The 19,094-nt window shown below is 73.8% G+C and carries 18 protein-coding genes; 7 read left to right on the top strand and 11 right to left on the bottom strand.

Features of this window, described 5'->3' with window-relative positions:
- Window positions 1-27 precede the first annotated feature (27 nt).
- Window positions 28-957 carry an SDR family oxidoreductase gene (locus tag M3677_RS01570; protein WP_066655390.1) on the bottom strand — a complete coding sequence of 310 codons (930 nt, stop codon included), beginning with the start codon at window positions 955-957 and terminating at the stop codon, window positions 28-30.
- A gap of 114 nt (window positions 958-1,071) precedes the next feature.
- Here M3677_RS01570 and M3677_RS01565 point away from each other — a divergent pair, with 114 nt between their 5' ends.
- From M3677_RS01565 to M3677_RS01555, 3 genes are all read left to right on the top strand, one after another.
- On the top strand, window positions 1,072-2,181 hold the full coding sequence (locus M3677_RS01565) for an LLM class flavin-dependent oxidoreductase (protein WP_235426353.1): 1,110 nt from the start codon (window positions 1,072-1,074) through the stop codon (window positions 2,179-2,181).
- A gap of 255 nt (window positions 2,182-2,436) precedes the next feature.
- The gene (locus M3677_RS01560) at window positions 2,437-3,063 is read left to right on the top strand and encodes a hypothetical protein (protein WP_251159611.1); all 627 of its coding nucleotides are present in this window, start codon (window positions 2,437-2,439) and stop codon (window positions 3,061-3,063) included.
- Between the two features lie 443 nt (window positions 3,064-3,506).
- A complete protein-coding gene (locus tag M3677_RS01555) occupies window positions 3,507-3,998 on the top strand; it encodes a pyridoxamine 5'-phosphate oxidase family protein (protein ID WP_209685002.1) in 492 nt (163 codons plus the stop codon).
- A gap of 112 nt (window positions 3,999-4,110) precedes the next feature.
- On the opposite strand, the gene M3677_RS18285 is transcribed toward M3677_RS01555, so the two are convergent.
- Window positions 4,111-5,364: a hypothetical protein gene (locus M3677_RS18285; protein ID WP_251159610.1), complete on the bottom strand. Its 1,254-nt coding sequence runs from the start codon at window positions 5,362-5,364 to the stop codon at window positions 4,111-4,113.
- 246 nt (window positions 5,365-5,610) lie between these two features.
- Here M3677_RS18285 and M3677_RS18280 point away from each other — a divergent pair, with 246 nt between their 5' ends.
- Complete coding sequence (locus M3677_RS18280; RefSeq protein ID WP_066655379.1) at window positions 5,611-5,997, top strand: RidA family protein; 387 nt, start codon at window positions 5,611-5,613, stop codon at window positions 5,995-5,997.
- A gap of 34 nt (window positions 5,998-6,031) precedes the next feature.
- Here the strand turns inward: M3677_RS18280 and M3677_RS01540 are convergent, their stop codons facing one another.
- Genes M3677_RS01540 through M3677_RS01520 form a run of 5 tightly spaced genes read right to left on the bottom strand, consistent with a single transcriptional unit; the run spans window position 6,032 to window position 11,532 of the window.
- A complete protein-coding gene (locus tag M3677_RS01540; RefSeq protein WP_251159609.1) occupies window positions 6,032-7,645 on the bottom strand; it encodes an amidohydrolase family protein in 1,614 nt (537 codons plus the stop codon).
- Window positions 7,642-8,310: a bifunctional 4-hydroxy-2-oxoglutarate aldolase/2-dehydro-3-deoxy-phosphogluconate aldolase gene (locus M3677_RS01535; RefSeq protein ID WP_200884104.1), complete on the bottom strand. Its 669-nt coding sequence runs from the start codon at window positions 8,308-8,310 to the stop codon at window positions 7,642-7,644. Before M3677_RS01535 ends, M3677_RS01540 begins: the two co-directional genes overlap by 4 nt.
- 56 nt (window positions 8,311-8,366) lie before the next feature.
- Window positions 8,367-9,449, bottom strand: a complete 1,083-nt coding sequence (locus tag M3677_RS01530) for a sugar kinase (protein ID WP_251159608.1) — start codon at window positions 9,447-9,449, stop codon at window positions 8,367-8,369.
- Window positions 9,446-10,297: an IclR family transcriptional regulator gene (locus M3677_RS01525; protein ID WP_066655376.1), complete on the bottom strand. Its 852-nt coding sequence runs from the start codon at window positions 10,295-10,297 to the stop codon at window positions 9,446-9,448. The genes M3677_RS01530 and M3677_RS01525 overlap by 4 nt, the downstream gene beginning before the upstream one ends.
- Entirely contained in the window at window positions 10,297-11,532 is a 1,236-nt protein-coding gene (locus M3677_RS01520; protein ID WP_251159607.1) for an alanine racemase, read from the bottom strand. Before M3677_RS01520 ends, M3677_RS01525 begins: the two co-directional genes overlap by 1 nt.
- Before the next feature lie 164 nt (window positions 11,533-11,696).
- Between M3677_RS01520 and M3677_RS01515 the strand changes: the two genes are divergently transcribed.
- Both M3677_RS01515 and M3677_RS01510 read left to right on the top strand, forming a co-directional pair.
- Window positions 11,697-13,109, top strand: a complete 1,413-nt coding sequence (locus M3677_RS01515) for an MFS transporter (protein ID WP_235426351.1) — start codon at window positions 11,697-11,699, stop codon at window positions 13,107-13,109.
- 220 nt (window positions 13,110-13,329) lie between these two features.
- A complete protein-coding gene (locus M3677_RS01510) occupies window positions 13,330-14,109 on the top strand; it encodes an endonuclease/exonuclease/phosphatase family protein (protein ID WP_209685009.1) in 780 nt (259 codons plus the stop codon).
- Window positions 14,110-14,358: 249 nt separating this feature from the next.
- On the opposite strand, the gene M3677_RS01505 is transcribed toward M3677_RS01510, so the two are convergent.
- From M3677_RS01505 to M3677_RS01495, 3 genes are read right to left on the bottom strand one after another with little or no spacing between them, the layout of a single operon-like run.
- Window positions 14,359-15,033 (bottom strand): methionine ABC transporter permease, encoded by a 675-nt coding sequence (locus M3677_RS01505; protein ID WP_066655373.1) that lies wholly within the window; start codon window positions 15,031-15,033, stop codon window positions 14,359-14,361.
- Entirely contained in the window at window positions 15,030-16,070 is a 1,041-nt protein-coding gene (locus tag M3677_RS01500) for a methionine ABC transporter ATP-binding protein (RefSeq protein ID WP_209685010.1), read from the bottom strand. Before M3677_RS01500 ends, M3677_RS01505 begins: the two co-directional genes overlap by 4 nt.
- Window positions 16,070-17,020, bottom strand: coding sequence for a MetQ/NlpA family ABC transporter substrate-binding protein (locus tag M3677_RS01495; protein ID WP_209685011.1), 951 nt, complete (start codon window positions 17,018-17,020; stop codon window positions 16,070-16,072). The genes M3677_RS01500 and M3677_RS01495 overlap by 1 nt, the downstream gene beginning before the upstream one ends.
- 237 nt (window positions 17,021-17,257) lie before the next feature.
- On the opposite strand from M3677_RS01495, the gene M3677_RS01490 reads away from it, so the two are divergent.
- Window positions 17,258-17,749: a 2'-5' RNA ligase family protein gene (locus tag M3677_RS01490; protein WP_251159606.1), complete on the top strand. Its 492-nt coding sequence runs from the start codon at window positions 17,258-17,260 to the stop codon at window positions 17,747-17,749.
- A 27-nt stretch (window positions 17,750-17,776) separates the two neighbouring features.
- Here the strand turns inward: M3677_RS01490 and M3677_RS01485 are convergent, their stop codons facing one another.
- On the bottom strand, window positions 17,777-19,024 hold the full coding sequence (locus M3677_RS01485; protein ID WP_251159605.1) for a D-arabinono-1,4-lactone oxidase: 1,248 nt from the start codon (window positions 19,022-19,024) through the stop codon (window positions 17,777-17,779).
- Window positions 19,025-19,094 lie beyond the last annotated feature (70 nt).

Raw genomic sequence — 19,094 nt, 5'->3', positions numbered from 1 at the left:
CGGCCGGTGCGGGTGCCGAGCCAGCGGTCAGGCGGGCGCGTGCGTGTCGGTGAGGTCCTCGGCGACCGCCCAGAGCGACCGGGCGAGGTCCGCACTGCGCGCCGAGCGCGGCACCGAGACCGTCGTGGTCGGTCCGGTCAGGCCCCCGAACCCGGACGGCCCGTAGTAGGCCCCGCCGACCGCGGCCGGACCGACGGCGGCGTACAGGAGCGGCTCCGCGCCCTGCTCCACCGCCTGCGTGAAGGGGAGCGCGCGGTCGCTCGCGCGGACCGGACGCGACCGGCCGAGCGAGCGGCCGGTGGACTGCAGGTTCGTGCGCGTGTAGCCGGGGTGGGCCGCCGTGCTGACGAGTGGCCAGTCCCGCTCGACGGACAGCCGGTGCAGGTGCAGCGCGAGGAGCAGGTCGGCCAGCTTGGACTGCGAGTAGGCCCGCCAGCCGTTGTAGCCGCGCTCCCACTGCGGGTCGGTGAAGCGGATGCTGCCGGGGATGGCGGCGAGGCTCGACATCGTCGCGACGCGCGGGGGCCGTGCGTCGTCGCTGCCCGCGGCCGTGCCGAGCAACGTCGGCAGCAGCAGGTTCGTGAGCGCCAGGTGTCCCAGGAAGTTCGTGCCGAACTGCAGCTCGAAGCCGTCCGCGGTCTCGAAGCGCTCGGGCGGGGCCATCACGCCGGCGTTGTTCACCAGCACGTGCAGGGGGCGACCGTCGTCGGCGATGCCCGCGGCGAACCGGCGGACGCTGGCGAGGTCGGCGAGGTCGAGCTCGCGCACCTCGAGGTCGGCGCCCGGGTGCTCCCGGCGGATCTCGGTCGCGGCGTCCTCGCCCTTCGCGGTGGTGCGGACGGCGAGCACGACGCTCGCGCCGGCACCGGCGAGCCGCTTCGCGGTCTCCTTGCCCGTGCCGCTGTTCGCGCCGGTCACGACGATGCGACGGCCGGTCTGGTCGGGGATGTTCGCCATGCGCGGCACGGTACGCCGGCGGTCTGGTGACCCGCCGGGCGCGCGCCGTCGGGGCTGTACGTCCGGCTCCCGCGGTGCTACAGTTCATGCAAACGCATCGATCAGGAGGCGCACATGAGCAACGCATTCGGCACCGACCGCCCGTCGGACGTCCCGCCGCCCGCACCCGAGCGCATCGGGCCGGTCCAGCTCGGCCTCGACACCTTCGGAGACGTCACCGAGCGTGCCGACGGGTCGCTCCGCTCGGACGCGCAGAGCATCCGCGACGTCGTCGACCAGGCCGTCCTCGCGGACCAGGTCGGGATCGACTTCATCGGCGTCGGGGAGCACCACCGCGAGGACTTCGTGGTCAGCGCCCCCGAGGTCGTCCTCGCCGCCATCGCCGCCCGCACCTCGTCGATCCGCATGGGCTCCGCCGTCACCGTCCTGTCCTCGGACGACCCGGTGCGCGTGTACGAGCGCTTCGCCACCGTGGACGCCCTGTCGGACGGGCGCGCCGAGGTGATCCTCGGCCGCGGCTCGTTCACGGAGTCCTTCCCGCTGTTCGGCTACGACCTGGCCGACTACGAGGTCCTGTTCGAGGAGAAGCTGCAGCTCTGGAACGCCCTGCGCGGTGGGGACGCGGTCACGTGGTCCGGCACGAAGCGCGCGGCGCTCGTCGACCAGGACGTCTTCCCCAAGCTCGAGCACGGCCCGATCCCGACCTGGATCGGCGTCGGTGGCTCGCCGCAGTCCGTCATCCGTGCGGCGTCCTACGGCCTGCCGCTGTTCCTCGCGATCATCGGCGGGCAGCCGGCGCAGTTCGCCCCGTTCTCGCGGCTGTACCGCCAGGCGCTCACGCAGCTCGAGCTCCCGCAGCAGCCCATCGCGATGCACTCGCCGGGCTTCGTCGCCGAGACCGACGCCGAGGCAGCCGAGCGCTACTGGCCGTACCACAAGGCCGTCACCGACCGGCTGGGCCGCGAGCGCGGCTGGCCGCCCCTCGACGCCGCGCAGTACCAGGCGGGACTGTCCGCCGGCGGGTCGCTGTACGTCGGGTCGCCGGAGACGGTGGCGCGGAAGATCGCCCGGAACATGCGGATCCTCGGCGTCTCGCGCTTCGACATGCGGTACGCGACGGGTCGCCTGCCGCACGAGGACATGATGCGGTCGATCGAGCTCTACGGCACGCGGGTCGCACCGCGGGTGCGCGAGCTGCTCGCCGAGCCGGTGCCGGTGCCGTAGGCGGACGCCTCCTCGGGGCGGGCCGGTGCGGCTCGGTGCGGGCCGGTGCTGCTCGGGGCGGGCCGGTGCGGGCCGGTGCGGCTCGGGGCGGGCCGGTGCGGCCTGCTCGTGCACAACGAGAAGCACCCCGCACCACGGGATTCCGTGGCGCGGGGTGCTTCCCGTTGGGCCGGGTCCGGCAGCGTCCCGTCGGCCGGGAGGCGCGCCCCACCGCCGTCACGCCGACTCACGGCAGCGCCGGGTACCGTCCACCGCATGTCGCCCCGCCCCAACATCGTCGAGCGTCGGTTCCGTGGCCGCATCATGGGCGTCGGCACGACGTCCGGCGTGCGGTTCGTCGTCGGCATGTGGGACCGGTCGCCGTTCGGAGCCTTCACGGACGTCTTCGTGGAGCAGCCGGACGGGTCGAGCGTGCTGCTCGCTCCGGACGAGATCGTGGCCGCGTACGTCTCCGGGACTTACCGCTTCGACACGGTGTCGGTGGTCGACATCGACGCCCGCCGCACCGCTCGTGGTCTCGAGCTCGACGCCGGCCCGCTCCGCGCCTCGATCGACGTCGGATCCATCTCACCGCTCGGGCGGGTGCTCCGCATGGTGCCGAAGCCGATCGCGCGTGATCCGCGGTGGCTCAGCGTGATCGACCCGGTCGCACGACTGGTCGCTCCCGGCGCGGGCACGGCCGGCACCGCCGGTGGTGGCCGCCGCGAGTACTACGGCGTGACCGGGGCGCACGACGTCACCGCCGTCACGGGGTCCTGGGCGGGGGAACCGCTCGGGTCCCTGGCCCCGCTCGACCCGCCCGTGGCGTTCGGCTTCGCCTCGATGCCGCGCGTCCCGCAGGTCGTCGACGTCGAGACGACGATCCGCGAGCCCGCCGCCTGACGCGTCACCCTCGGCCCCGGGGGCGGCGCGGTGTGGGGCCGCTGGGTCGGAGCGTGTGGGTGTCCGTCCGTGCCCGTTCCTTCCCATGACGACCGCGGTACCTGATCGTTCCGGGCGTACCTCCCGTTCTCGGACGGCCAGGTACGCCCGTTCCCGCGAAGTGCGCCCGTCCTCGCCAGGTACGCCCGTTCTCGCCAGGTACGCCCGTTCTCGCCAGGTGCGCCGTTCTCGCCAGGTGCGCCGATCTCGCCAGGTGCGCCCGTTCCCGCCCTGCACGCCCGGTCACGCGCGTCACGCGTCCGCGCCGCAGCCACTCGTGCGGGGGCCGGAACCCGGGCGGGCAGGTCCCAGCGACGAGGGGCACACTGGCGGGAACGGAACGCGCCCGGGCAGTGCCCGGCCGGACGTCGAGCACAACGGGGCGCACGACGAACAGGAGCATCATGACCGACACGCAGGCAGACCACCGCGCAGCCATCTCGGACATCGTCCACGGCGCTCGAACCGCCCTGCTCACCACCGTCAGCGACGACGGCCAGCTGCACGCCCGTCCGCTGGCCGTGCAGGACAAGGCGTTCAACGGGACCCTCCGCTTCCTGGTGCAGGACGGCAGCGAGAAGGTGGAGGACATCGCGCGCAATCCGCACGTCAACGTCGCCATCGAGTCGCAGGGCGGGTACCTGTCGATCGCGGGCACGGCGACGGTCACCCGCGACGAGTCCGTCATCGACGAACTCTGGTCCCCGTTCGCCGAGGCGTGGTTCCCGGACGGCCGACAGGACCCGACCATCCGACTCCTCACCGTCGAGGGCGACTCGGTCGAGTACTGGACGCAGGACACCGGCCCGGTCGGCAGCCTCGTGCAGACCCTGAAGGCCGCGATCGGCAAGCAGAGCCAGCCCGACACCGGCCACCACGGAACCGTCGAGCTCTAGCCCGTCCCCCTTCCGCACCACGCAACGTCGGCGGTCCCTCGCAGCGGTACAGCCCTGCGAGGAACCGCCGACGTTGCGTTTCGCGGGCCTTCCGACCGCTCCGCGACCGGGGTCAGGGCGGGCCGAGCAGCCAGAGCACCGCGACGAGCACCGGCTGCCCGAGGAGCGCGCAGCTCACGAACGTCCAGCGCATCCAGGGCCGGGCGACGAGCTCGGGGGAGCCGAACAACGGCGCGAGCGGCATGAGGAGCCGCGGGGTGGACGCCATCGGCAGGGACACCGCGAAGATGTAGAGCGCGTAGGCGGCCGAGTACAGCACGGTCGTCGAGCCGAGCGCCCGGGTCGAGCGCCGCAGCAGCCAGACGGGGTACGCCACGAGCAGGACGACCACGATCAGGACCCCACCGACCCCGAGCCACCGCCCGGCGATCAGGAACCAGGGCGTCATCGGTGTGAAGTCGACCCGCCCGATGAAGTTCACCCACCAGGACATCTCGGTCTCCAGGTAGGCGTCCGACCGCCCGGTGACGTGCGCCGCGATGGCCGGCCAGGCCAGCCCCGCCGCGGCCATCACCACGCCGGCGGCGACGACCCGGACGCGTTCCGCCACCGGGAAGGCCTCGAGGGACCGCACACCGGTGCCCGCGGCGGCTCGTCGTGCACGCACCCAGCGGACGAGTGCGACGACCCCGAGCAGGAGCGGCAGCGCGAGCGCCCCGGGACGGGTGAACGCCGCGACCACGCCGAGCACCGTCAGCAGGCCGTAGCGCCGTCGTTCGAGCGCCAGCAGGGCGCCGAACGTCAGTGCCAGGAACGTGCTCTCCGCGTAGCCGACCTGCAGCAGGAACGACAGCGGACCGCACGTGAAGAAGAAGACCGCCCACATGCCCGCGGCGTTGCCGGCACGGTCGCTCACCAGCCGGTGCAGCAGGAACGTCGCCACGAGCCCGGCGGCCAGCGCGACGAGGGGCGCCCCCACGGCGAACGGCACCCCGGTCGAGGCCGTCAGCATGCGGATGGCGAAGGGGAACGCCGGCAGGAACGCCCACGCGTTCTGGGCGACGTGCCCGGCGGCATCGAGCGGCAACGTCGTCGGGTAGCCGTGCACCGAGATCTGCTCGTAGTACTGGCCGTCCCACGCGGTGAGGAACGACCCGAACCCGTGCTCGTTGCCCCAGATGGCGTTGTCCGGCATCTGCCGGGCCATCAGCGGGTAGGCGAGCGCCAGCCAGACCGTGGAGACGAGACGGCCGCCGCCCCACACCAGCAGCACCGCGGCCCAGACGGGCAGGCTCGTCGCCAGGTCGACGATGCGACGTCGACCGTTCGCGAGCGTCCCGGTGACGGCGCCGTCGGTGCGGCTCACCGGCCCGCTCCGGCGGGCGCAGGGCTCTCGGTGGGCACGGACCGAGCGTACCGACCGTCGCCTGGCACCCTCCGGCACGCCGGTGGCCGGTCGCGGACGGGTCGGTCGTCGGTGGTCGGCCGGGAGGCCCGTCCCGCGTTCTGCACACCGCAACGGCTCCGGCGGGTGGTCGGTCCGCGCAGTGGGGCCGGCCCTAGCCTGGAGGCCCACCCGGACGGACCGCGTCCGACGACCAGAGGAGTCCCCGTGCCGAAGACCGCCATCGTCACCGCGAACGCCCCGGCACCCGCCGGCCCGTACAGCCAGGGCATCGTGGCCGGCGGGTTCCTCTACACCGCGGGCTTCGGGCCGCAGGACCCGGCGACGGGGGCGATGGCCGACGACGTCGCCGGACAGACCGCCCAGGTGCTGGCCAACGTCGCCGCCGTCCTCGCCGAGCACGGCGCGACCCTCGACGACGTCGTGAAGTCGACCGTCCACCTCGAGCACTCGGACCGGGACTTCGCCGCCTTCAACGAGGAGTACGCGAAGCACTTCTCGGAGCCGTACCCGGTCCGCACGACCGTGCAGTCGCACCTGGCCGGGATCCTCGTGGAGATCGACGTCGTCGCGGTGCTGCCCAGCGCCTCCTGATCGTCACCCGCCGTCCCGCTCCCTGAGCGGAACCTCACCGACCTCCGGTGCCCCTCGGTGCCGTCGCGCCCGCACGCCGGATCCCGGCGCCCGGGGTGGTGCCCGTCAGACGTCCGGCAGCGAGCACCGGCACGCCCGCCACCAGGACGTCGTCCGTCCCCACAGCCGTGGCCGTCGGGTCGTCGTAGGTCGACCGCGCCGCCACCCGCTCGGGGTCGACCACCGCGAGGTCGGCGACCGCCCCCGCACGCACGACCCCGCGGTCGCCCAGCCGCAGGTGCTCGACGGCGGTGGTCGACAGGTGCCGCTGGGCGTCCGGCCACGACAGCAGCCCGGCACGCACGAAGTCGCCGAGGTACCGCGCCACGGTGCCGGTGGCCCGCGGGTGCGGGTGCGTGCCGACGTGGATGCCGTCCGACCCCGCGGTGTGCCCGGGGTGCCGGACGAGCGGCGCGAGGTCGGCGGGGGAGCGCGGGTGCGGTACGCGCATGATCGCGGTCACCTGCAGGTCGGAGGCGACGAGCAGGTCGATCGCCAGGTCCACGGGTTCGGTGCGTCGCACCGCGGCGGCGTCGGTCAGGGTGCGGCCCTGCAGGTCGTGGTGCGCCGGTGAGGGCACGTGGGAGAGCGTGACCTGGTCCGCCCAGCCCGGTCCGAGGTCCGGGCGCGCGGTGACCCGGTCGAGCACGGCGGTGCGGACCCGGCGGCGTCCGGCGTCGTCGGCGACCGCGCGGGCGAGGTCGTCGGTGCCGGGGCGCGCGAGCGCGGCGGGGAGCAGCAGCATCGACAGGATCGTGCACCCGCGGGAGTACGGGTACGCGTCGAAGGTCAGCCGTACCCCCGCGGCCGCCAGGTCCTCGAGCACGCCGAGGGCCGTGTCGACCGGAGCGTGCAGGTGCGACACGTGCGCACGGACCCCGCTCGACCGGACGATCTCGGCGACCTCATCGAGCCCGACGCGGAGGTTCGCCTCGTACCCGCCGCGGACGTGCGACACGTAGACGCCGTCGACGGCGGCGACCTCCGCGCAGAGCGCCGCGAGCTCGGCGGTGTCGGCGTACAGCCCCGGCACGTAGTCGAGCCCGGTGGCGAGCCCGAGCGCTCCCTCGGCGAGCTCGCGGCGGACGAGCGCGCGCATCGCCGTGGTCTCCTCGGCGGTCGCGGGTCGGTCCTCGTCGCCCAGCACCTCGTGCCGGATCGTCCCGGCGGGCACCAGGGTCGCGACGTTCAGCGGCGTGGCTCCGTCGTACGTCGCCAGCAGGCCGGTGGTGCCGCCGCCGCGGTACCGGGGGTGCGGGCCGTCGATCGCCGCGAAGTACCGGCCCGCCCACCTGCCGTCGCCGGGGGCCGGGCCGACGCCGTCCTGGCCGGTGACGATCGACGTGACGCCCTGACGGAGCAGCGCGAGCTGGACGTCCTCGTCGAAGACCCGGGACCCGGCGTGCGAGTGCGCGTCGACGGCCCCGGGGAGGACCGTGCGGCCACCGCAGTCGATCGTGCTGGCGTCGTCCGGCACGGGGAGCGTCGCACCGACCGCCGTGATCCGACCGCGTTCCACGAGCACGTCCGCGCGGGTGGGGCCGTCCCGGTCGACGACGGACCCGCCGCGGAGCACTAACGGCGCACCGGCCTCCGCGGTGGTGGTCACCGGGCGAGCCCCGCGACGAGCCGCTCCGCGCGGGACCGCAGCGCGACCGTGTCCCCGGTGCCCAGGGCGTCACCGACCAGGGGGGAGCCGAGTCCGACCGCCACCGCACCGGCTGCCAGGTAGTCGGCAGCATCGTCGATCCCGATGCCGCCGGTCGGGACCACGTCGACGAAGTCGAGCGGGGCGAGCACCTGCCGCAGGTACGCGGGGCCGCCGAGCTGTGCCGCCGGGAACACCTTCACCGCCCGGGCGCCGAGCCGCCACGCCCGCACGATCTCGGTCGGCGTCGCTGCCCCCGGGTACCAGCCGAGGCCCCGCTCGTGGGCACGCTCGCCGATCGCGGGGTCGAGGTGCGGGCTGACGACGAAGGACGCCCCCAGGTCGGCGGCGTCGTCGACCTGTTCCGGGTCGAGGACCGTGCCCACCCCGACGGAGACGCCGTCGCCGAACCGTCGCGCGGTCCAGGCGGTGCCCTCGCGCCAGCGCGGGGTGTTCGTGGTGAGTTCGACCGCGCGGACGCCGGCGCCCACCAGGGTGTCGACGACCGCCTCGACGTGCTCGCCCGTGCCGCCGCGGAGGATCGCGACGGCCGGACCCGCGCCGTGCCGGGTGCCGTGGTGCGGCACCGACGGGCTGTCGCCGGTGGACGTGTGGTGGGTGCTCACGGTGTGGCTCCTCGGATCGGTCGGGCGGGTTCGTGCCGGACGGGTGGTGGTCGCGGTCAGCGGTCGACGCGGTCGTGCACCGCCGTGTCGACAGCGGTTGCTCGGGGGCCGGCCGGGTCTGACGGGTCCGACGGGTCTGACGGGTCCGACGGGTCCGACGGGTCCGGCGCGTCGGCGGGGAGCGGGTCGGGGGTCGCGCCGGGGCCGGGCAACCGCCAGTCGCCCGGGACGGTGCAGGCGAGCGCTCCGGCGTCGGCGGCCCGGTCGAGCGCGGTGTCCGCGTCGGCCCCCGTGAGCGTCGCCGCGAGCCAGGCCGCCACGAACGCGTCACCGGCACCGACCGGGTCGACGACCCGGACCGGTGTCGCCGCGCGGCGGGTCGTCCGCCCGTCCACGACCGAGACGGCGCCGCGGGAGCCGAGCTTCACCACGGCACGACCACGGGCCAGGTCGGCGAGCCCACGGGCGAGGTCCTCGTCGGACTGCAGCGGGCTCGCCCCGTCGTCCCCGGCACCGTCCGGGTCACCGAGCAGGATGCGGGCCTCGTCGTCGCCGGCGAAGACCACCGCGGCACGGGCGGCGACGGCGCGGTAGTGCTCCCGGGCGACCGCGGCGTCGAGCAGCTTCTGCCGGTGGTTCACGTCGAAGGACACCGGGACCCCGGCGGCCTCGGCGCGGTCGAGCACCGTGGTGACGGTCCGCCGGGCGGACTCCGAGAGCGCGAGCGTGATGCCGCTGACGTGGACGAGCGCCGACCGCTCGACGAGCCCGGCGGGGACGTCCTCCGGTGCGAGCGCCGAGCCCGCGGAGTGTCGACGGTGGTAGGTCACGCGGGTCCGGCCGTCCCGCAGTCGTTCCTTCATCATGAGCCCGGTCGAACGCTCGGGGTCGACGACCGCGGCGACCTCGACGCCGGCCTGCCCGACGTCCCGCAGGACCCGGTCACCGGCGGGGTCCGACCCCACGCGTCCGACCCACGTGGCCGGGACACCCGCGCGGACCAGCCCGATCGCGACGTTGCTCTCCGCCCCGCCGGTGTCGACGCGCATGTGGTCGAGGTCGCACACCTCGCCGACACCGGGGCCGGCCAGCAGGAGCATCGTCTCGCCGAGGGTGAGGACCCCCGTGCCCGCGCTCACCGGGTCACCCCACCCGGTGCCGTGCGACGCAGGGCGAGCTGTGCCGACGAGGACCCGAGCGCAACCGAGATCTCGAGCGCGGTCCGCACGACACCGTCGCCGAGCTCGCGGACCGCCGCCGCCGGGAAGCGGGACGCCAGCCCCGAGATGCTCATCGCGCCGACGACCTGGTTCGCGTGGTCGAGCACGGGCGCGGCCACGCAGCGGATGCCCGGCTCGTTCTCGCGGTCGTCGATCCCGTACCCGCGCGCCCGGGTGCGGTCGACCTCCTGCCGCCAGCGTCCGTCGTCGGTGATCGACTGGTCGGTCATCGCGGTCGCGGGCACGGCGAGCACCGCGCCGAGGAGCCCGGGGTCGCCGAACGCCACGATCGCCTTGCCGGAGGCGGTGTTCCGCATCGGCAGGCGGTGGCCGATGCGTGACCCCATCCGGACCGTTCCGCGGGTCTCGACCTTGTCGACGTAGACGATGTCCGTGCCGTCCGGCACCACCAGGTGACAGGTCAGGCCGGTCGACTCCGCGGTGCGCCGCATGAACGGCGCCGCTGCGGCGCGCAGGTCGATGCCCTCGAGGTAGCTCTGGCCGAGCAGCAGTGCGCCGAGCCCGAGGGTGAAGCCGGCGTCCGGGGTGCGGCGGAGCAGGTCGGTCTCGACCATCGGCGCGGTCAGGCGCAGCACGGTCGACTTCGCGGTGCCCAGGGTCGTCGCGAGCTCGCCGAGCGACACCGAGGCGGCGCCGTTCCGGGTGCGGTCGGCCACGTGGTCGAGGACCGTCAGGCCCCGGCGGAGCGACAGTGCGGCGTTGCGCGCGGGCACGGGCGACGGCGGCGACTGCTCGTCGTCGGGCATCAGAACCACGTCGCGATCGTCTCGGTGACGGTGTCGTCGTCCGCGAGCACCTGCACCTGCCGCCACTTGTCGAAGACCGTGCACGGGTGGGAGACCCCGAGCACGACGACGTCGCCGGGCGTCAGCCCGGGCGCCCCGTCATCCAGGGCGAGGTAGCAGTGCTGGTCGTCGAGGCGGGTGACGGTGACCGCCCCGGGTGGTGGGACGACCTGCGGGTCGTGTGCCGCGCCTCCCGGCCGGACGCCGCGCACCACCGGCAGGCCCTCGTCGAACGACACGTCGCGCTTGCCGACCGCGACCAGCGCGCGGCCCGGCTCCGGGCAGGACGTGACGCGGCCCCACACCTCGATCGCCGGGCGGAGCGAGCCCTCCTCCGGGCGGCGGCCGAACGGCGTGCGCTCGGCGTAGAAGCCGTCGTCGTGCGTGAGGTAGGCGCCCGAGCGCAGGAGCACGTCGACGTCGTCCGGACGGCCCTCCACGGCGTCGACCACCCCGTCGAACCAGGCGCTGCCGCCCATGCTGAGCAGGGTTCGGCCGGCGACGAGACGACGCACGTCGCTGGCGATCGCGAGGACCTCGGCGACCCAGGCGCGTGCGGTGTCGACGTCGGGCAGGCCCCCCTCGTACCCGGTCACCCCGCGGAGGACGAGACCCGCGTCGTGCGCCGCGACGGCGACCTCGCGCGCCTGCTCGGCCGAGCGCACGCCCGTCCGGCCGCCGGGGAACCCGACCTCGACCAGCACGTGGACGGTGCCGTCGACGGAGCGGGCGGCGCTCGCCGCCGCGGTGACACCGGCGACGGAGTCGACGTTGCAGAGCACGTCGGCGTCGGGGTCGACGCTCCGGCGGGAGGCGAGCCAGGCGAGGCCGGCGGGGTCGAGGACCTCGTTGGCGACGAGGATCCGGTGCACGCCGTGTGCCCACGCGACCATGGCCTGCTGGACGGAGGCGACCGTGACGCCCCAGGCGCCGGCACGGACCTGGCGGTCGGCGAGGGCCGGGGCCATGTGCGTCTTCATGTGCGGGGCGAGCAGCAGCCCGTGGCGGTCGACGTACGACTGCATGACGGCGGTGTTGTGGGCGAGGGCGGACTCGCGGAGCGTCATCACCGGGAGGTGCGCGTGGTCGAGGACGTGCCGGCCGAGGACGGGGGCGGCGGGGTCGGCTGCGCCCTTCGTCGTGACGGTGCCGGGCGGGCGGACGGGGTGCCCTGCTGCTGCGGGGGTGGTCGTCATCGGTCCTCCTGCGTCGTGCGGTGTGCTCCTGGGGCAACGCTCCCGGTGCCGGGTCCACCGGGCAACGTCCTCGTCCCGCCCATTCTGCGGTGCAGAACGGTGGTACGCCCCGGCGCCTGCCGGCTGCGTCGGGCAGAAACCGAGCGGGCATAGCATTCGACGTGATGACGACGATGACGACGACACGACGACGGGGGAGCACGGCGGTGGCCGTGCTCGTCGCGGGCACCTTCTTCATGGAGCTCCTGGACGGCACGATCCTCGCGACCGCAGCCCCGGCGATGGGCCGCGACCTCGGCGTCGACTCCGCCGCGATCGGTGTCGCGATCACCGCCTACCTCGTCACGCTCGCGGTGTTCATCCCGGTCAGCGGCTGGCTCACCGACCGGGTCGGTTCCCGCACGGTCTTCACCGGCGCGATCGCGCTCTTCACGGTGGCCTCCGCCCTGTGCGCGGCGTCGGAGGGGCTCGTCGAGCTGACGCTCTGGCGGATCCTGCAGGGGCTCGGCGGAGCACTCATGGTGCCCGTCGGACGGCTCGTCGTCCTGCGGAGTGCCGGACGCGAACAGCTCGTCACCGCCATCGCGATCCTCACCTGGCCCGCACTCGCGGCACCGATCATCGCCCCGTTCGTCGGCGGCGTGCTCGTCGACACCCTCAGCTGGCACTGGATCTTCCTCGTCAACATCCCGCTCGGGGTGATCGCCTTCGTCGCCGCACTGGTCCTCGTGCCGCAGGAGCGCGCTCCGGAACGCGTCCCGTTCGACTGGCGTGGGTCGCTGCTCGCCTGCCTCGGACTCGGCTCGCTCGTGGTGATGGCGTCCCTGCTCGCACTCGACGAGATCCCCCTGGTCGCGGTCGTCGTGTCGGGCGTGGTCGGGGGCGTCTGCTGCTGGCTCGCCGTGCGGCACTTCCGTCGGGCCCCGCACCCGATCATGGGCCTCGGGTCGTTCCGGCTCGAGACCTTCCGCGTCTCGCACGCCGGGGGCAGCCTGTTCCGGCTCGCCGTGTCGGCCGTGCCCTTCGTGCTGCCGCTGCTCTTCCAGGACGCCTGGGGCTGGAGCGCGGTGCTCGCCGGGTCCGCGGTGCTGTGGGTCTTCGTCGGCAACCTCGGGATCAAGCCGATGACCACGCCGTTCCTCCGCTGGTTCGGCTACCGGCCGGTGATCGTCGTGTCGAGCGCGATCGCAGCGCTGAGCGTCGTCGCGATGGTGTTCCTGACCGAGGACACCCCGTTCTGGCTGCTCGCCGTGCTGCTCGTGGTGAGCGGCGCCGCGCGGTCGGTCGGCTTCACGGCGTACAACACGATCGCCTTCGCCGACGTCGAGCAGGCGGACATGACGCCGGCGAACACACTCTCGTCGACACTGCAGCAGGTCGCAGCGGGCTTCGGGGTCGCCGTCGCCGCCGTGGCCATCCGGGCTGCGGCCGGGCTCGGCGGGACCGGGCCCTACGACGTGGCCTTCTGGGTGATCGCCGTGCTCCTCGTGGTGGCCTGTGTCGAGGGTGTCCTGATGAGCCGGACCGCGGGGGACACGGTGCGACCGGCGCGCCGGGTGCGAGCCGCGGCGCGCTGACGGACGCCGTCCCGCTGCCCGGCGGGGCTGTCAGCCGTCCGCTGTCCGGCGGGGCTGTCAGCCGTCCGCTGACCGGCGGGGCTGTCGGCCGTCCGCTGTCCGTTCGCGACACGGTCACCCGCGGGGGACCCCGGGTGCGCTACGGTCACAGCAACTGTCCGCGACAGCCGAGTACGGTTGCCGCGGCAGGGTGACCGAGACACCCAGGACGGAAGGCAGCATGGCCGGGCCACAGCAGCAGGGGACGATCGCCGACGGCACCGCCGTGCAGCCGACCGAGCTGCGCGTCGTCAGCTACAACCTCCGCGAGCACACCGCCAACAGCGAGCTCGCCGCCCTGGCGGAAGCGTCGCAGGCGGACGTGATCTGCGTGCAGGAGTGCGACAGCAACGACCTCGCGCCGGAGGTCGCCGGGCTTTCGCTCGCCGCCTCCACGAAGGCCAACCGACTCGGTCTCGCGATCTACAAGCGCGACGACCGCTTCGAGGTGCAGGACTTCAGCATCCACTCGCTGCAGAAGTCGCTGCACGACCGGGTGCTCGCCCCCGCGCACGAACGGCTCATCGCGATGCGGCTCCGCGACACCGAGGCGGAGACGGAGGTCATCGTGGCCTCGTTCCACGCCTCGCCGCTGACGGCCACGAACTCCCTGCGACGCAAGCAGATCGAGGCGGCCCACCAGTTCGTCCGTGAGCTGTCCGACGAGGCTCCGGCGATCATGGTCGGCGACTTCAACTACCCGTGGTTCCAGACGAACCTGCGCCGGAAGATCGAGGAGCACGGCTTCGCGCTGTCGCTGTCCGACCAGCCGACCTACCTGCGCTACCGCAAGTTCACCGGCCACTTCGACTTCGCGACGAGTGTCGGGCTGCACATCGCCGGCGTCGAGACCCTGCCCGCGGGCATCTCCGACCACCGGCCGATCCTGGTCCGCGCGCACTACGAGCACCCCGGCGTCGCGACCGCCGCCGTCGAGGTCCCGGAGACCCCCGCCGCCTGAGGCCGCCACGGCCGGGTGCTCGCTGTCCCTCGCCCGCGTTCCGGCACCGTCCCGCCGAACGGGCGTGACGTGCCGTGTCCGTCCGTCGAGCGGGCACGTTCGGCTGCCAGCACCGCCTGGCGTGACGGATCGTGCTCGCTCGGCGCGACCCCCGCGGCGGGACGCCACCGCCGACGGACGGGAGGCACGGTGCCAGCTGGCACCGTGCCTCCCGTCCGTCGTCGATCGCCGGGGCGACCGGTCCGCGCCTCAGCGACGCAGCGTCGCCCGCGCGAGCCGGTTGCCGATGAACTGCCCGAGCTGGACGATCACCACGATCGCCGCCACGGACACGTAGACGATCCACCAGTCGTACCGCTGCGAGCCGTACACGATCGCGTACTCGCCCAGGCCACCGCCACCGATCAGGGCTCCCTGCGCGGTCATGTCGACGATGCCCACGAAGATGAACGTGTAGCCGAGGATGAGCGGTCCGACGCCCTCGGGGATGAGCACCGTCAGCAGGATCGACACGGGGTGGGCCCCGGACGCCCGCGCTGCCTCGACCACGCCCGGGTCGACGGCGAGCAGGTTCTGCTCGACGATCCGGGACACCGCGAAGGACGCCGCGAGCGAGATCGCGAACGTCACCGCGGGGACGCCGATCGTGGTCTGCACGGCGACGCGCGACAGCGGTGCGATCGCGGCCAGGAAGATCACGAACGGGATCGGGCGCACGATGTTCACGAGCACGTTGACGACCGTGTACACCGCCCGGTTGCCGAGCAGGTTGCCCGGACGGGTGGCGTACAGGACCAGTCCGAGCGCGAGGCCGATCACACCGGCGAACACCAGGGAGACCAGCGTCATCACGAGGGTGTCGCGGATCGCGGCGAGGAACACGTCGGACGTGTCGATCACGCTCTGGAAGCCGTTGCCGTTCATGCTGCGACCTCCTCGTCGACGGTGACGTGTCCGTCGCGCAGTGCCCCGATCGCGCGGTCGACGGCGGCGGGGTCGTCCGCGGTCAACTCGTAGGTCAGCGACCCGATGCGGCGTTCGCGGATCTCGCCGACGCCGCCGAACACGAGCTCGGCCGACACCCCGGCGGTGCGGAAGGCCGCGTCGATCCGGTTCTGCAGGCCCACCTCGTCGGTGATCTGCACCGTGACCAGGCGGCCGCGGTGGTGTTCCCGCAGCCGCGCGAGCTGCTCCGCCGAGGGGCGGTCGTGCAGGGCGGTGCGCACGAAGCGCTGCGCCGCACCGGTCTGCGGCGAGGCGAACACGTCGTAGACGTCGCCGACCTCGACCACGCGGCCGTTCTCCATCACGGCGACCCGGTCGGCGATCCGGCGGACCGCGTCCATCTCGTGCGTGATGACGACGATGGTGACTCCGAGCTCGCGGTTGACCCGACGGAGGAGTGCGAGCACCTCGGAGGTGGTGTCCGGGTCGAGGGCGCTCGTGGCCTCGTCGGCGAGGAGCAGCTCGGGGTTCGAGGCGAGCGCGCGGGCGATGCCGACGCGCTGCTTCTGCCCGCCGGACAGCTGCTCGGGGTACGCGTGCGCGCGCTCGAGCAGCCCGACGAAGTCGAGGAGCTCGGCCACACGGCGGTCCCGCTCGGCCTTCGCGACACCCGCGACCTTGAGCGGGTACGCGACGTTGCCGGCGATGGTCCGCGAGCGGAACAGGTTGAACTGCTGGAAGATCATGCCGATCTTCCGGCGGGCCAGGCGGCGTTCCTTCTCCGGGATCGCGGTGAGCTCCCTGCCGCCGACGGTGACCGTGCCGGACGAGGGGAGCTCGAGGGCGTTCACGAGGCGGACGAGGGTGGACTTGCCGGCACCGGAGTACCCGATGACGCCGAGGACCTCTCCCTGGTGCACGTCCAGGGAGACGTCCTCGACGGCCACCACGGTCTCGCCGGTGTCGGCGCGGCGGTAGTGCTTCGAGACGCCGCGGAGTTCGACGAGGGCGGGCACTACTGCTTGGCCGCCTTCGCGTCCTGCTCGACCGTCGCGAGCTCGGCCTGGAGCTTCGTGGCGCTCTCGTCGCGGGCGACGGCCTCGGGCAGGTCCTTGGCGAAGGCCTTCTGCACCGCCGGGTCCTGGAACAGCTTCGCCAGGTCGAGGTAGGTCTTGTTGTCCTTGTCGGCGTCGCGCACCGCGAAGACGTTCACGTAGGGGGCGGCGCTCGCACTGGCCGGGTCGTCCTGGAAGACGATGTCGCTGGTCGGGAGCTTCGCGGCGGTGGCGAAGTTGTTGTTCACGACCGCGGCGGCGACGGAGCCCTGCTGGAGCGCGTTCGCGGTCTGCGAGGCGTCGAGGGGCTGGACGTCGACCTTCGACGACTCGATGTCGGTCGTGGTCGAGAAGGCCGAGCCGCCGTCCTCGAGCTCGAGGAGCTTCGCGGACTGCAGGATGAGGAGCGCGCGCGCCTGGTTGATCGAGTCGTTCGGGATCGCGACCTTCGCACCCTCGGGCAGCTCGCTCGGCTTCGAGTACTGCGTGGCGTACAGCGGCAGCGGGTACACGGCGGTGGAGCCGATCGGCTGCAGGTCGTCGTCCGAGGTGACGTTGTAGTCCGCCAGGTACTGGATGTGCTGGAACTGGTTGATGTCCAGCTGGCCGTCCTTGAGTGCGGGGTTCGGCAGCGAGTAGTCCGAGAAGTTGGTGAGCTCCACCGTCACGCCGAGCTCGTCCTTCGCGAGCTTCGTGTACGTGCTCCAGTAGCCGAGCGACTTGTCGGCGACGCCGATCGTCACGGTCTTCCCGGCGCCGTCACCGGAGGCAGCGCCCTCGGACCCGCCGGAGCGGACGGCCGCCACGACGACGGCGACGACGATCGCGACCACGACGACCGCGGCGGCGATGATCCAGCCGACGGGGCGCCTGCCCTTCGGCTTCTGGGGCAGGACGGGTGCTGCGGACATGGGTGCTCCTCGTGGGGGACGTGCCCGGACGGGTGGGGCGGGGCCGGGCGGGGCGAGCCCGGACGGCGGCGTGCACGGGCGGTGCGTGGGGAGCCGCGGGATGCCGCGGCCAGGTTCCGAGTGTGGCTGCCCGCGGCGCGACACGCACGATCCGTTCCGCCGTGTTACATCCGTGCCGTTCTCCACAGGTGCCGCACGGCGAGCACCGGGCGCTGCGGGGCTTGGTTGACTCGGAGCGTGCGCAGCCTCGAACTCGTCCTCGACCCCGACTCCGACGCCGCCGTCCGCGCCGCGTGGGACGCCCTGACGGCAGCCGACCTGCCGAGCCTCGGCCGGTCGGGGACGAACGACCCGCACGTCACCCTCGCGGCCGGCGACGCGCTGCCGGTCCCGGAGGGGTTCGACGCCGCGGTGCCGACGACGCTCCGGCTCGGTGGCCTCCTGCTGTTCCCCGCCGGCGCCGGGCGGTCCGTGCTCGTCCGTGCCGTCGTCGTGGACCCGGTCCTCGCGGCCTTCCACGCGGCGGTGCACCGGCGGGCACCCGACGCCGTGGAGACCTCGCTGCCCGGCGGCTGGTCGCCGCACGTCACCTTCGCCCGTCGGGTGCGCGACGAGGACCTGCCCGCCGCGGTCGCGGCGCTCCGGGCGACCCCGCTGCCGGAGACCCTGACCGTCGGCGGGGTCCGCCACTGGGACGGCGAGACGAAGACGGTCACCCCCGTCGCGTGAGGGGTGGCCCCGGTCGGGAGGCGCGGCTCAGGTCCGCAGCACCCGCTCACCGAACACGGACGCGAACCGCCGCTCCGGGTCGGCCGCCGCCACCAGCCTGCGGAAGTCCGGCAGGCGCGGCCAGAGGGCCTCGACCGCGTCGGCGTCGAGCGAGCTCGTCTTGCCCCAGTGCGGCCGGCCGTCGAACGGCGCGAGCCGTGCTTCGAGGTCCGGCAGCAGCGCCGCGACCGCCTCGGGGTGCTTCCGCCAGGTGAACGCGATGCAGAGGACGTCCTCGCCCTGCGTCGGGCTGAGCCAGGACGGGTCGGCGGCCATCGTGCGGAGCTCGCACACGTGCAGGTGTGGCTGGATGCGGTCGGCGAGCCCGCGGAGGGCCCCCAGTGCGGCGGCAGCGTGCCGCAGCGGGACGAAGTGCTCGCTCTGCACCTCGGACCCGACGCTCGGCACCGCGTCGATCGGGAAGTGCGGCAGCCGGTCCCACCACGGGCCCACGGTGCCGTCGCGAGCGGTGACGTGACCGTCGGCCGGGCGTCCCGGCAGCCGCGGTGCGCCGAGCAGGGCCTCCGGGACGTCGACGTCGTCGGCGCCGTCCGGCACGCGGGACTTCAGCAGCACCTCGCCGACCTCGTCCCCGAACACCGTGTAGGAGCACACCGAGTAGGCCGCGGCGTGCACGTCGGCCACGTGCGCGACGAACCGGTCCCACGGGACGGGCCCGTACGCGTCCTGGCGCATCCGGTAGGACGGTTCGACGTCCACCTCGACGCGCGTCACGATGCCGAGCAGCCCGAGGTGCAGCACGGCCCCGTCGAAGTCGTCGTCACCGCGACGGACCGTCCGCACGGCACCGTCCGCCCCGAGGAGCTCGAACGACCGGACGGCGGTGCTCAGCGACCCGAGCGTCGTGCCCGACCCGTGCGTCCCGGTGGCGATCGCGCCGCCGATCGAGATGTGCGGCAGCGAGCCGGTGTTGTGCAGGGCGACCCCCGCGGCGTCGAGTTCCGGCGCGACCACCCCGTACCGGGTACCGGCACCCATCGAGGCCGTGCCGGCGGCGGCGTCGACGACGAGGTCCGTGGGGAGCCCCGTCAGGTCGAGCAGCACCCCGTGGGCGTCTGCCACGTCGTTGAACGAGTGGCGGGTGCCGAGCCCGTGCACCCGCTGCGACCGGGCGACGACCTCGGCGGCCTCCTCCAGGGTGCGCGGCCGTTCGACCCGTTCGGCCGAGTAGGTGACCGTACCGGACCAGTTGACCTCGCGCGCCGTCGACCGCATACGGCCCACGATGCCACGCCGTCGGCGACGTGGCATCGCGGACCGTCGGCGCGGTCCGGTGGTGTTGCGG

The sequence above is a fragment of the Curtobacterium sp. P97 genome, from assembly GCF_023712445.1.
GTDB lineage: Bacteria > Actinomycetota > Actinomycetes > Actinomycetales > Microbacteriaceae > Curtobacterium.
This window is presented reverse-complemented; position numbering and strand designations above follow the sequence as displayed.